Genomic DNA, 14,733 nt, shown 5'->3' on the forward strand with positions numbered 1-14,733 from the left:
ATCTGCTTCATCTGAAACATATACTTTAGATGGCAGTTATATATGTGAAAGGAGTGTGAATATGGACCTGATTACCATTAATATGGACAATTTTTCAGAAGAAGAAATACAAAAATATTATGCAAAACTACAAAATGAAATCACCCTTCTACATAAAAAAAACAAGCAAAAAAAACAGATTTTTAAAATTATAAAAGTAAATAATAGCCTTGTTACTACAGGTGTCTTACCGCAATTTCAACTAACTAAACATGCGGCAATGCTGTATTATTCAATAAGTCAATCGCTTGCAGATTTTATCATCTCAGATTTACAAAATATAATTGTTCATCGGCTTTTGCAAAAGGAGCAGCCTCAACTTGATAAAAACGAAATTTCAAGGTTGAATGAATATTGCACTGACCTTTTAAACGAATCATCACTATCCACAAGCTTTAATCGAAAAAAACATAAAAAAATAGAAGAGCAGTTGTATCAATATATTGAAAATAATACACAACTAAATTTAGATGCTTTCATTCGTTTTAGATTACAGTTCTATATACAAGAACTTAACGAAGTTGTTGAATATGCAATTGAAGAGTATATCAGTGATCAACAATATAAAGAATTTATGACTTTGTTAAAATCGTTTGTTTTTTCTCAGGAATATAAAGTACCTACTGTTCACATTATCCATGATGGGGAAAGCAATTTTTTGATTTTAGATGAAGAGCTGAAATGTATAGATCAGAATGAAGATATTAATAATGATTCTTATGATAAAAATTTTGATGATCTGATTATAACAAAATTAGTATCTTTATCTCCTCACAAGATCATAATTCATACTAGAAAACCTGAAATACAGGTTATTCATGTCATAGAGCAAATTTTTGAACAACGTACTATTGTTTGTAAAAGGTGTAATGTGTGTGAGAAAATTCTTTCAAACTATCGCAAAGTAGAGAAGTGAAAAATAAATAAACTTGACAAATAGGTATGCTCCACTATAATACAATTATAAAAGTTTAATAATTTGATTAAATAGCAAACATCAAAGACACGAATCATTTTGTTGAATCTGACCAGAGAGAGGCAACCATAGCTGAAAGTTCCTCCTGAATTCAAATTTGATTTACCACTTTGTAGCTGTGAGAATGAACATGAATTTACATAAAGTAGTTCCCACCGAGTTATTCACGTTAACGAATATGAATTGAGGATCGATGTTTTATCGATTGAACTAGGGTGGAACCACGAGCTAAACGCACTCGTCCCTTTTTTGGGAGATTGCGTTTTTTTGTTGAAAAAAAGTATGTAAAATGGAGGAAAATGACATGTCAGTACAAATTACATTTCCTGATGGTGCAAGTCGTTCATTTGAAAAAGGGATTAGCATTGAAGGCATTGCTGCATCAATCAGTCCAGGTTTAAAAAAGAAAGCCGTTGCTGGTAAAGTAGATGGTGAAGTTGTAGATTTAAGTTATAACTTAAATGAAGATGCAAAGATTGAAATTGTGACATTGGACGGCGAGGAAGGTCTAGAAGTTTATCGTCATAGTACTGCTCATTTAATGGCACAAGCAATCAAAAGAATATATGGTGAGAAAAATGTGAAATTAGGAATAGGTCCTGTTATTGAAAATGGTTTTTATTATGATATTGATCTCGATCAATCCATTACTCCTGAAGATTTGAGTAAAATTGAAAAGGAAATGAAGAAAATTATTAATGAGAATTTAAAGATCTCAAGACGTGAAGTAAGTAGAGAAGAAGCGTTAAATATATATACTGATCTTGATGATCCTTTAAAGTTAGAATTAATTCAAGATTTACCGCAGGATTCAGTCATTACAATTTATGATCAAGGTGAGTTTTTTGATTTATGTAGAGGTCCTCATTTGCCATCTACAAGTAAAATAAAAGCTTTTAAATTATTAAGTGTTGCTGGTGCATATTGGCGTGGAGACTCAAAAAATAAGATGCTGCAACGTATTTATGGAACTGCATTTCCTAAAAAAGCCGATCTTGATGAACATTTACGGTTATTAGAGGAAGCTAAGAAACGAGATCATAGAAAACTTGGCAAAGAATTTAAAATGTTTACTTTTTCACAAGAAGTAGGACAAGGGTTGCCATTGTGGCTTCCAAATGGTGCTAAGTTAAGAAGGACGCTTGAAAGATACATTGTTGATTTGGAGGAAAGATTAGGTTATAACCATGTATATACACCTGTTTTAGCTAATGTTGAATTATATAAAACTTCAGGTCACTGGGAGCATTATCAAGAAGATATGTTTCCTAAAATGGAGTTGGATAATGAAGAATTAGTATTGAGACCTATGAACTGTCCACATCACATGATGGTATTTAAAGACGATATGCGTAGTTATCGAGATTTGCCTTTAAGAATCGCTGAATTAGGGACAATGCATAGATATGAAATGTCAGGTGCATTAACTGGACTACATCGTGTGAGGGCAATGACATTAAATGATGCTCATATTTTTTGTAGACCAGATCAAATTAAAGAAGAGTTTGCAAGAGTGATCCATTTAATAAGACAGGTATATAAAGATTTTGGAATTAAAGACTATCGTTTTAGGCTTTCATATCGCGATCCAGAAGATAAAGAGAAATATTTTCCTGATGACAACATGTGGGAATTGTCTCAAAAAATGTTGCGTGAAGTAGTTGAAGAACTAGAACTTGAGTTCTATGAAGCTGAAGGTGAAGCGGCATTTTATGGACCAAAATTAGATGTGCAAATTAAAACTGCACTTGGTAAAGAAGAAACTTTGTCTACAGCTCAAATTGATTTCTTATTGCCAGAAAGGTTTGAATTAGAATATATTGCTGAGGATGGGAATAAACATCGTCCAGTTGTAATACACAGAGGAATAATTAGCACAATGGAAAGAATGACTGCCTTTTTATTAGAGAATTTTGCTGGAGATTTACCAACATGGTTAGCCCCAGTCCAAGCAAAAGTAATTCCTGTTTCAAATTCCTATGACGAATATGCAAAACAAGTAGCTGAAAAAATGCAGCTTAGTGGAATCCGAGTGGAGTCGGATTTGAGAAATGAAAAATTAGGATATAAAATTCGTGAAGCACAGCTTGAAAAAGTAAAATATATGTTAGTCGTAGGTGAAAACGAGAAAAGCTCTGAAAGTGTGTCAGTACGTATTCGTGGTGAGGGTGATGTAGGTGCGAAATCCATTACTGAAGTCATAAATCAGATCACGGAAGAGGTTAATAATAAAGTTATTAATTAATGAAACAATATATTAATATAAGGAAACCGTAGTTGTTAAAATCTTAACACTGCTGTTTCCTTTTTTACTTTTTATAAACGGATATGTTCGTTTTGCTACATAGTGGAAAGGTATATTTCATAGTATTTTTGGAAAACCTCCTTTATTAGGGGAGGTTAGTAAAATGTTTTTTAAAAAGTTAAAAGTGAAAATGATTTCTATTTTGTTTTTGCCAATGATTGCAATCTTAACTACATCAAGTATAACTCCACATATAAAACAGGTTGATAGTGTTGAAGGTTTAGAATATGAAGAGTCTAACAAACAAGTATCTCTAATAAAAACAACAGATTTAACATCAGCTACTCTTCAAAAAGATATTATATTGGAAGAAATAAAAAAAATGAAACAAGAGATCTTAAAAAGAAAAAGTGAAAAAGAACTTCAAAATGCAAATATAAAAAGCGATAAATTAAGCCATTCGGTAGAAATTTTAAGTGAAAACCAAATGCGTAATCAATATCAAGCTGTAGAAGTTGTGGCAACTGGATATTATGCTGGTGTAGAATCGACTGGTAAAACTCCAGATCATCCTGAATATGGCATTACATATTCAGGAGTAAAGGTTAGAAGAATGCCTGACTCAGTATCAACGATTGCAGCAGATTTGAATTTATTTCCTTTGGGTACGGTACTCTATATTCCAGGATACGGTTATGGAATAGTAGCTGATATTGGTTCTGCAATTAAAGGAAATGTCATTGATTTATATTTTAATTCAAAGGAAGACGTTTATAAGTTATGGGGTAAAAAGAAATTAGACGTTTTTATTATTGAGGAAGGTAATGGTCGAATTACAGAGGCTATACTTCAACAGAAAATGGATATCTTTCGAAGTTAAATAATGTTCACAATCCACGAAAATCATATGCATAAAATGTTTTTTATGTGAAATAATACTATCGAATACGAATGAAAGTATTGTGGTGGGAGGTGAATTCATAGTGGCTAAAAATAGAAACAATCAGAGAAATCAGAACAATCAAAATAATCAAAACAATGAGCAGTTTAACGAAGAATTTGCAGAAGAAGTAACTGCTAAGAATACTAAAAAAACGGGTCAGAATGCAAGAAATCAAGAAGCGAACGAGTAAATAGTTCATTTATTATTTAAGGGAAGTGATTTGCAATTGCAAATCACTTTCTTTTTCACACTCTAAGAATTTATAAATATATTTAATCTGACATTAATAAATCATTTGGAGGTAAGAAACGTTGAAACCTATTCAATCTGAAATCGAAAATAAAGAGGATTTATTCTCAAATATATATAAAGGAATAAAACCTTTGCAATTTTCTCTTGGCAGCAATTGGGAGTATGATCATGGTTATTTTGATCATGCGTTAGATGATAAATCACAGGTATGGTTACGTATTCCATTTCAAGTGACTAGTGGACAATTAGATGGTGAAATTGAAAATCAATCAACAATGATTCAATTAGGCACTCCATTTGTACTTAAACATGTCTATAATGAAGGAACTGATCCAAATGCACATATGATGATATATGGGTCCTTAATTAATCAATTTCAAACTCCAATAGACAAAGATGCAGAATCAATTGAAGAGATGTGGTTAATAAAAGCGGATGAACTTATTAAAAAAGTAGAACTTCAAATTTAACTATACCCCATATTATTTCTCCGAAAAAGCAAATTTTTTTACTTCTATTTTATCTATTTTTAAGGTTTATTTAATGTTTATAGTCCATGATATAGACAACAATAAATGATATAATGATTTATGTCATTATTCATAAATAAATCTTAATACAATTTAAGGGGGTTTTCTTATGGATGATAATAATAGAGGTAAGAATGATACTAGTGATTTTTTCAGCGAAGATAAGTCGAAAGAAAGAAAAGACAAAGATATACAAGAACGAAAAAGTGAATATTATTCATACGGCTCATTTAAACCTACTGAACCTTTAAAGGAAACAGATTATACATCTTACTCATCTAGTAGAGAACACTCATCAGATGTGGAAATTAATAAACCAAATCAAATATCCGTTTATAATGAATCTGAACAAAAAGATATATCAAGGAATGGATATAAAGGATCGGAATGGACTTATTCTACCAGGAAAAAGCGATCTTCTTTTAAAAGTACGTTCTCTGCATTTATGGCAGGAGTAGTAGTTGTGGGTGCGCTTATGGTTGCTTCAGATAAAATGAATTTATTTACATCTGACACACTTCTACCTAGTCAATCTGTACCTTCAAATGTAATCCCAGCAAATGGAAATGAAAATCAAGCGTCTATTACATTTGAAAATAGACCAGATAATATAGCAGATATTGTAGAACAAGCGACTCCTGCTGTTGTTAAAATAGAAACATATAATACGAAAAGCAATAATATCAATCGAAATGATGATATTTTCAGATATTTTTTTGGAGACGAGTATAATTCAACACCAAATGGACCCCAGGCTTCTGGTTTAGGCTCAGGTTTTATTTTTGATAAAGAGGGATACATTTTAACAAATGAACATGTAGTTTCAGGAGCAGATGAGATATATGTCGAGCTAGAAGGATATGAAAATAAATTTGAAGCTGAATTATTAGGTTCATCGTATGATTTGGATCTTGCAGTATTAAAAATAGAAGGAAGTGAATCATTTCCTACTTTAGAAATAGGTGACTCTAACCAACTAAGAGTAGGGGATTGGGTAACGGCTATTGGGAATCCAGTAGGATTTGATCATTCTGTGAGTGTAGGTGTTCTTAGTGCAAATGAAAGAGAGATCTCTATTCCTGATTCACAAGGAACAAGAACCTATGAGCATTTACTTCAAACAGATGCATCTATTAATCCAGGGAACTCTGGAGGACCTCTGATTAATCTTAATGGAGAGGTTATTGGAATTAATACTGCGGTAAGCACAGACGCTCAAGGAATTGGGTTTGCTATACCGACAAGTACGATTGATGAAGTATTAGATAATTTGAAAAATAATGTATCAATCCCTAAACCGTATATCGGAGTTGGATTATACGATATAGATGATGAAGTACAGCAAACACTAAATTTACAAGACAAAGATGGTGTTTTGATCACCCAAGTTGAAAAACCAAGTCCAGCATCTCGTGCAGGTATTAAGCCAAATGATGTCATTATTGAATTGAATGGTGAAGAGATCAAAAATGCTGAAGATCTAATTAATAAAGTAAAGGAAACAGCTATTGGTGAGTCTGTCAATTTAACGGTGATTAGAGAAGGTAAAACTTACGAGACAGCAGTAACCATAGGGGATCGAAATGCAAAGTAAAAGTATAGCAGTCAAATAAAAATTTAATAATGAATGTTAAACTTGTAAGAAAGTAGAGTGATATTAGTTTAAGGCTAACTCTACTTTCTTTTTTAAAGGGAATTTATATAAATAAACTCACTCAATTTTTAAAAAGGAGAGTACAGATGAGGAGAAAAATATTAATTATTGATGATGATGAAAAAATCACGTCCATGTTAAAAAGAAACCTTGCATTTGAAGGTTATATGATACAAACGGCTAATCACGTAAATGATGGGCTAATGATTTTAAGGGATGAGGAGCCTGACCTTCTAATATTGGACATTATGATGCCTGTGATGGATGGCTGGGAGGTATGCAGTAGAATTAGGGAGGGTGGAAGTCAAATGCCAATCCTCATGTTAACTGCTAAGGATGAAGTCAGTGATCGAGTGAAAGGATTAGATACAGGAGCGGATGACTATTTAGTAAAACCGTTTGCTTTACAAGAACTTTTGGCAAGAGTCAGGGCTTTGCTTCGAAGAAATCAGGGTGCAGTAGAAGAAGATAGACAACAACTTCATTACGAAGATATCGTTCTTGATTTAGACACTAGGGAAGTATTTCGAAATGGAATATCTATAGAATTAACAACTAAAGAATTTGAGTTGTTGCATTTATTTTTAAGCAATCCCAATAAAGTACTCTCTCGTGATGTCATCATGGATAAAATATGGGGTTATGATTATAGTGGAGAATCGAATGTAATTGAGGTATACATTGCATTACTTAGACAAAAAACAGAAGAAAATGGAGAGAAAAGAATCATTCACACAAAAAGAGGGGCGGGTTATGTCTTAAGATAGGTTATACATCTTTTTGTGTTACTTAGTTGAGGTGAACTTTAATGTCAATTCGTTTACGTTTAACAATTTGGTATACAGGAATTTTAGCCGTTATGATCATTGTGCTTGGCATCGTGTTATATTTAGTTTTATCAACCAATTTATTCAATTCAGAAGAAGATAGTTTAAGAAGTCAAGGAGACGAAGTTTATAATGAAATGTTAATAAATTTAGAAAGAACTTTTTATTTAGCTCCTGATGGAACCCCGGTCATTCAATATGAACTTCCTAATCTCAACTTTTTAACATCCTCGACTTATTTATTACAGGTTGTGAACAGAAAGGGAGTTGTAAAAGATAAAACCTTTAATCTATTTGATAATGAAATTCCATTAAATAAGGAAACATTTGAGGATGTTATAGGTGGAGCCGAAATTATTAAAACAACGAAGATTAAAGATGTCTCTTTATTAACACTATACAAACCAATCGTGCAACAGAATGAAGTCATCGGTATTTTGCTGGTAGCTACCGTTATTGATGATATTTATTCTTATTTAAATATGTTTCAGTGGATTTATATGATATCAGGTGTAGTTTTAATTGGAATTGCAGCTACCATCGGATTATTTATGGCTCGAAAAACATTAAAACCTATTGAAAATGTCATATTAGCTGCTAATCAAATTGAAAAAAGTACAGATTTAGACAACAGAATATTATATGAAGGACCTAATGATGAGATTGGGCAATTAATTAATACAATTAACGGCATGTTATCACGTATTCAGGTTATTTATGGTGAATTGGAAGAAGCGTATCGTTTGCAAAGAAGGTTCGTTTCTGATGCTTCCCATGAACTGAGAACTCCGTTAACTACCATTAGAGGGAATATAGAATTTTTAGAAAAAATGTGGCAGCCTAATGAAGATTCTCATATATCGGATCAGGAAAAAATGAAGCTGACTATGGAGTCTGTAGTAGACATCTCTTCTGAAGCAGAGAGAATGAGTAATCTTGTTAATGACTTATTATCTTTAGCTAGGGCTGATGCCGGTTATGAAATGGAAAAAGAAAACATTGCCATTAAACCTATATTAGAACAAGTAATAAGAAAAGCACAATTCTTACCTAAGAAAGTTGATTTTAAAGTAGGGGATTTAGAGAATATAAACAATATTTTAGTATATGGAAATCATGAGTATTTACAAGAGATGTTATTTATTTTTATTGAGAATGCTTTTAAATATACTGAAGCAGGTTATGTAGAATTAGAAGTGAAAACCTTGGAGAATCAAGTTGGCATCCATATTTCAGATACAGGAATTGGAATGAACAAAGATGATATTCCACATATTTTTCAAAGATTTTATCGTGCTGATGTATCTAGAGGGGCAAAACCAGGAACAGGTTTAGGGTTGTCCATTGCAAAGTGGATTATTGATGAACATCACGGTTCAGTAGAAGTATATACTTCATTAGGATCAGGTACAAATTTTATTATTTGGATTCCTATGTTTCATCATACCTAGATGATTAGTGCTATAATGAGTGTATGAACTTATGTGTTTATTTTTATTTGAGGTGATAAGAATGGAAGTTATCAAAATCTCCCCTAGAGGTTATTGTTATGGTGTTGTAGATGCTATGGTACTTGCTATGCAAACAGCGAAAAACTTAGATTTACCAAAACCCATATATATATTGGGTATGATTGTTCATAATAAACACGTTACAGATGCTTTTCAAGAAGAAGGTGTGATTACCCTAGATGGGGAAAATCGCCTAGAAATATTAGAGAAAGTTGATAAGGGAACAGTGATTTTTACCGCACACGGTGTATCACCAGAAGTGCGTAAAAAAACGAGGGAAAAAGGATTAACGGTTGTAGATGCCACTTGTCCAGATGTAACAAGAACACATGATTTGATTCGTGAGAAAGCGGCAGAAGGTTATCAAGTCATATACATTGGAAAGAAGGGACATCCTGAGCCCGAAGGTGCTATGGGTATTGCACCAGATCATGTGACTTTAATTGAAAAAGAAGTAGAAATTGATAAGTTAAATATAAATGCTGAGCGCATTATTATCACAAATCAAACTACCATGAGTCAATGGGATATTCGACATATTATTAATCGTTTAATTGAAAAATATCCAACTGCAGAAATCCATAATGAAATATGTTTGGCTACTCAGGTAAGACAAGAAGCAGTAGCCAATCAGGCTAGAGATGCTGATTTATTAATTGTTGTGGGGGACCCAAGAAGTAATAATTCTAATCGTTTAGCTCAAGTTTCTGAGGAAATATCAGGGGTAAAAGCATATAGAATAGCAGACGTATCAGAATTAAAACAAAAGTGGTTGAAACATATTAGAAATGTAGCGGTAACATCAGGTGCCTCAACTCCAACTTTGATTACAAAAGAAGTGATTGAATACTTGGAACAATATGATCCAAATGATGATAGTACAAAAGGTATCCAGCGCACGATTAATAAAGATAAACTATTACCGCGAGCAAAAATAAAATCATCTAAATAAATGTACCATTTTTTGCAAACTACTTGACTATAGAGGGAAAATAATATATATTAACTTTAACACTTAAAAGCGTATAAGCGTTGAAGCAAATAGGCACTAGAGTGAATATAACAAAATCTCTTCTTGGTGCCATTAGAAGAGGTAGTCATATCATTTATAAAAGGTATGACAAATTTTATATATAAAAACTGGGAGTGTGGAAATCATGATCGTTATTACATCAAATACTATTAGTGAAGGTCGTTTGACAGAAATTGTAGGACATATTGAAACATATGGAGTAAAGACACATATATCAAAAGGAACGGATCGTACTGTCATTGGAATTGTAGGAAAAGCAGATCCTATTTTAGCTGAGAAGATGCGTCAAATGAAAGACGTAGAAGATGTAATTAAAATTACAAAATCATATAAACTTGCTAGTCGTGATTTTCAACCAAATGATACAATCATTGACATAAAAGGTGTTAAAATTGGTGGAGAAAACTTAGTCATCATGGGTGGTCCTTGTGCAGTTGAATCTGCTCAGCAGATGGATGAAATTGCTGCGATTGTTAAAGAGGCTGGTGGTCAAGTATTACGCGGAGGTGCGTTCAAACCTAGAACGGGTCCGTACAGTTTCCAAGGTGTTGGAGTAGAGGGACTTGAAATGATGGCAGAAGCAGGTAGAAAACACGGTCTTCTAACCATTACAGAAGTAATGACTCCTGAATATGTAGACGTGATAGCTGAACATGCTGATATTTTACAGATAGGTACTCGTAATATGCAAAATTTTGATTTGTTGCGTAAATTAGGGGAAATTGATACTCCTGTATTATTGAAAAGAGGATTTTCTGCGACATATGATGAGCTATTAAATGCAGCGGAATATATATTAGCAGGTGGAAATCCGAACGTTATGTTATGTGAAAGGGGAATTCGTACGTTTGAAACTTACACAAGAAATACCCTCGATCTAACGGCTATTCCAGTTTTACAACAATTAAGTCATTTACCAGTGATCTCTGATCCAAGTCATGGTACAGGACGTAGAGAGCTAGTTGAAACAATGTCAAAAGCTTCCGTTGCTGCTGGTGCGAATGGTCTGATTGTAGAGATGCATACAGATCCTGATAATTCAATGACAGGTGATGGGGTGCAATCATTGTTCCCAGATCAATTCACTTCTCTATTACAAGATATAGAAAAATTAGCGCCGTTAATGGGCAAAAAGTTCAATACTATAAAAGAACCTGTATTAAAATAACTAGACTATTAAAATTGTATATCTGAATAAATAGTGTAAAACAAAAAGAAAACCGTTCTTTTATATCGGTTTTCTTTTTGTTTTACCTTAAACTTTTCAATTTTTTTATATTTTTAGAAATAAAAACCAAACCTATGAACATTGTGTAAGAATATCTAACATTAAACTTAAAAATACCTTACATGACTATTGACTATCATATGTTCAAGTTTTATAATAACGTTAATTATAAAAACTTGAACATTAGCGGACAAATTATCAGTTAACGTTCGGAAAAATCGGAAATGGGAGGAATTAGGATGTCAGTTCAAAACGTTTTAGCTACAATTAAGGAAAAAAACATAGAGTTTGTAGATTTTAGATTTGTAGATTTATCAGGTAAAGCACATCACATCACTGTGCCTGCTTCAGCAGTTGAGGAAGGTACTTTTACAAACGGAGTAGCTTTTGACGGCTCTTCCATCCCTGGTTTTAGAGGGATAGAGGAATCAGATATGGTTATGATGCCAGATCCTGAATCTATTTTTGTAGATGAATTTACTGCACATAACACATTGAACATTATGTGTAACATTTTTTCACCTGATGGCGACCGTTATGATCGTGATCCAAGAAATATTGCTCAAAAAGCAGAAGAATACCTGCAATCTACGGGTATTGGTACTTCAGCCTTTTTTGCACCAGAATCTGAATTTTTTATCTTTGATGATGTAAGGTTTGAAAGTGGGCAAAATGTTTCTTCTTATTCTGTTGATTCTGACGAGGGAATTTGGAATACAGGACGTGAAGAAGAAGGCGGAAACTTAGGATTTAAAATTCGCAATAAGGGCGGGTATGTACCGGTTTCACCAGCAGACACAACTCAAGACTTGCGCAGTGAAATTTGTCGAGTTTTAGAAGAAGCCGGATTAGAAATTGAACGTCATCACCATGAGGTTGCTACTGCTGGACAGCAAGAAATCAACTTCCGTTTCAGCACATTAGTTGATACAGCAGATAATTTAATGAAGTATAAATATATTGTTCATAATACAGCAATTAAATTTGGAAAAACGGCTACTTTTATGCCAAAACCTTTATTTGGAGATAACGGTAGCGGAATGCATGTACATCAAAGTATTTTTAATGGCGATACTCCACTATTTTATGAAAAAGGGGCATATGCAAACATTAGTGAGCTTGGTATGTATTATATTGGCGGAATTTTAAAACATGCTCCTGCCCTAATTGCTCTAACTAATCCTAGTACTAATTCATACAAAAGATTAGTTCCTGGATATGAAGCTCCTGTCAACCTTGTATTCTCCAAAGGAAATCGTTCAGCAGCTGTTCGTATTCCAGTAGCTGCAGTAACGCCTAAAGGTGCTCGTATTGAGTTCCGTACACCTGATTCAACTGCTAACCCATACCTCGCATTTTCAGCGATGTTAATGGCTGGTTTAGACGGAATTAAAAACAAAATTGATCCTCGTCAAGAAGGATACGGTCCTTTGGACAAAAATATTTATGAATTATCTGATGTTGAGAAAAATGAAATCCGCAGTGTACCAGCAAATATAGAAGAAGCAATGGATGCTCTTGAAGCAGACTATGAATTTTTAACTGAAGGCGAAGTATTTACAGAAGAATTTATTAAACATTATATAAGTTTTAAACGTGATGAAGCAAAAGAAATCGCAATTCGCACTCATCCACATGAATTCTCATTATATTACGACTGTTAATCTAAAAATATTTTGTGTACAGACGCCCACCTCTATAGGTGGTACTTCAAGTCAGGTGGAGCAGAATCTCCATCTGACTTCTAGATGTTTAAGCTTTGCTTAAACGAGTTCACTAATCATTTATTTGAAAAAGGCCACCAATTAAGGTGGTCTATTTTTTTTAACTACTTCTCCGAGAAGATCCGATAGTAGCTTTTATTTTAGTTATAGTTTAGAAAATCAAGGGTAAATATACATATATGTATATCAAAATACATTTTATGGTGTTTTTATATAATTTTTTATCATTAATTAACTATAAATGTTAATTATCAAAGATACATAAATTTCTAGTTTGTGATAGCATTTTACTCGAGAAAATGATATCATTTTTCAAATATTTTTTATAGAAAGGAGAAGATACAAATGAAAAAGATTACTGTTAAGAAAACAGAATCAGTAAAATTAACATCATTAGCAGCAGCCTTATACGCAGGAGGATGTGTACAATTTTAATAAAACTATACAGAATCAGTAAAATGAACTTTTAGGCAATATTTACATGAAAGTGGGGCAAGATGCTCCACTTTCATGCATATGGGAGGCCTTTTAAGATGGAAGGTACGAAAAATAAAGATCAAAGAATACAACTTCATCCACTCACCTTCTTAGATCAAAAAGAAGGGGTGCTAATAGGACGATTTGGAACCGATTTGTTTGCCTTGTTTCCAGAAGATGGAGCAAATCTAGTAAAACAGCTTCAAGCAGGTGTTACAATGAAGGAAGCAATAGATTGGTATGAACAAACATATCAAGAAGAAATAGATATAGATGATTTTCTACAAACTTTAAACGAACTTCAATTTATTAATGAAGAAAAAGGCGAGGAAGAGGTTATTCAAAAAGAAAAGATTGCTTGGCAAAGAGCAGGTCAATATGCGTTTTCACCTTGGGCTTTTATTTTATATGCTAGTATAGTTCTTTCTTGCATATTGTTCATATTTAATAACCCAAGGGTTATACCTCAACGTGAACACATTTTATTTTCTGAATATTCTGTCGTTATTACGTTAGGGATACTCTTTGGACAGTTGCCCGGTTTATTTATTCATGAATCAATGCATTACCTAGCTGGAAGAAGATTAGGGTTGCCATCAAAATTTGGTATAGGTTATAGAATGTATTTTCTTGTATTTACAACTTCTATGCCAGGTATATGGGGGATTCCTAAGAAAAATCGTTATCTTCCATTTTTAGCAGGCATGCTAGGAGATATTCTTTGGTATTCATTTTTGGTTATCATTGCTGGATTGTTGTATATAAAAACAGGAGCGATAGAAGGATTTGGAGCTTTCTGTTTAGCATTAGCTATGACAACCTTCCTACGTCTAATTTGGCAATTTTATTTCCATTTACAGACAGATATTTATTATATTATGATTTCGATTTTAGATTGTATAAATCTTCAGGAAATAACACGAAAGTATGTGAAATATAGTTGGTATAGACTCATTCGGAGTGGAAAAACGATTAATTTTGATAAATATACGGAACGTGATCTTAAAGTAGCCCGTTGGTATAGTATCTTTTACTCAATTGGATGGGCTTTTATGGTGGGAATATTGGTTTATCTGCTTCCAGTTGCTATTAAATTTTTATCTAGTGTTTTTGTGAATTTATATAAAGGGGAAGTGTATGTATTAGATTCAGTAATTTTTCTATTGCTATTTGGAATTGAGTTAGGAGCTGTTTTATATCTGTTTTTTAGAGGAAGAAGGAATATAAGGAAAAGATCAGGGGTTAGTGTTTGAAGGGGCTTAAGCAAGGTGGAAACAGTTGATTATAGAAAGGA

Annotated in this window: 12 protein-coding genes; all 12 read left to right on the top strand. The window is 32.9% G+C overall.

The annotated features are described in order from the left end of the window. The first annotated feature begins 61 nt into the window (after positions 1-61). The 12 genes from ytxC (at position 62) to VQL36_RS04365 (ending at position 14,692) form a co-directional block, all read left to right on the top strand. Complete coding sequence (gene ytxC / locus VQL36_RS04310; protein WP_349248129.1) at positions 62-955, top strand: putative sporulation protein YtxC; 894 nt, start codon at positions 62-64, stop codon at positions 953-955. 364 nt (positions 956-1,319) lie between these two features. Continuing rightward, on the top strand, positions 1,320-3,260 hold the full coding sequence (gene thrS, locus VQL36_RS04315; RefSeq protein WP_349248130.1) for a threonine--tRNA ligase: 1,941 nt from the start codon (positions 1,320-1,322) through the stop codon (positions 3,258-3,260). Between the two features lie 163 nt (positions 3,261-3,423). Then, entirely contained in the window at positions 3,424-4,140 is a 717-nt protein-coding gene (locus VQL36_RS04320; RefSeq protein ID WP_349248131.1) for a 3D domain-containing protein, read from the top strand. A 103-nt stretch (positions 4,141-4,243) separates the two neighbouring features. Next, positions 4,244-4,393 carry a hypothetical protein gene (locus VQL36_RS04325; protein WP_349248132.1) on the top strand — a complete coding sequence of 50 codons (150 nt, stop codon included), beginning with the start codon at positions 4,244-4,246 and terminating at the stop codon, positions 4,391-4,393. 121 nt (positions 4,394-4,514) lie between these two features. Then, on the top strand, positions 4,515-4,925 hold the full coding sequence (locus VQL36_RS04330; RefSeq protein WP_349248133.1) for a YugN family protein: 411 nt from the start codon (positions 4,515-4,517) through the stop codon (positions 4,923-4,925). 169 nt (positions 4,926-5,094) lie between these two features. Beyond that, complete coding sequence (locus tag VQL36_RS04335; protein WP_349248134.1) at positions 5,095-6,579, top strand: S1C family serine protease; 1,485 nt, start codon at positions 5,095-5,097, stop codon at positions 6,577-6,579. Between the two features lie 146 nt (positions 6,580-6,725). Continuing rightward, positions 6,726-7,406 carry a response regulator transcription factor gene (locus tag VQL36_RS04340; RefSeq protein WP_349248135.1) on the top strand — a complete coding sequence of 227 codons (681 nt, stop codon included), beginning with the start codon at positions 6,726-6,728 and terminating at the stop codon, positions 7,404-7,406. Positions 7,407-7,447: 41 nt separating this feature from the next. After that, positions 7,448-8,917, top strand: coding sequence for a HAMP domain-containing sensor histidine kinase (locus VQL36_RS04345; protein ID WP_349248136.1), 1,470 nt, complete (start codon positions 7,448-7,450; stop codon positions 8,915-8,917). 61 nt (positions 8,918-8,978) lie between these two features. After that, complete coding sequence (locus VQL36_RS04350) at positions 8,979-9,929, top strand: 4-hydroxy-3-methylbut-2-enyl diphosphate reductase (protein WP_349248137.1); 951 nt, start codon at positions 8,979-8,981, stop codon at positions 9,927-9,929. A gap of 205 nt (positions 9,930-10,134) precedes the next feature. Then, entirely contained in the window at positions 10,135-11,178 is a 1,044-nt protein-coding gene (aroF, locus tag VQL36_RS04355) for a 3-deoxy-7-phosphoheptulonate synthase (protein WP_349248138.1), read from the top strand. Positions 11,179-11,477: 299 nt separating this feature from the next. Beyond that, positions 11,478-12,902 carry a type I glutamate--ammonia ligase gene (gene glnA / locus VQL36_RS04360; protein ID WP_349248139.1) on the top strand — a complete coding sequence of 475 codons (1,425 nt, stop codon included), beginning with the start codon at positions 11,478-11,480 and terminating at the stop codon, positions 12,900-12,902. Positions 12,903-13,495: 593 nt separating this feature from the next. Next, positions 13,496-14,692, top strand: a complete 1,197-nt coding sequence (locus VQL36_RS04365) for a hypothetical protein (RefSeq protein ID WP_349248140.1) — start codon at positions 13,496-13,498, stop codon at positions 14,690-14,692. The last annotated feature ends 41 nt before the right edge of the window (positions 14,693-14,733 follow it).

The organism is Chengkuizengella sp. SCS-71B, from assembly GCF_040100845.1.
Lineage (GTDB): Bacteria > Bacillota > Bacilli > Paenibacillales > KCTC-33759 > Chengkuizengella.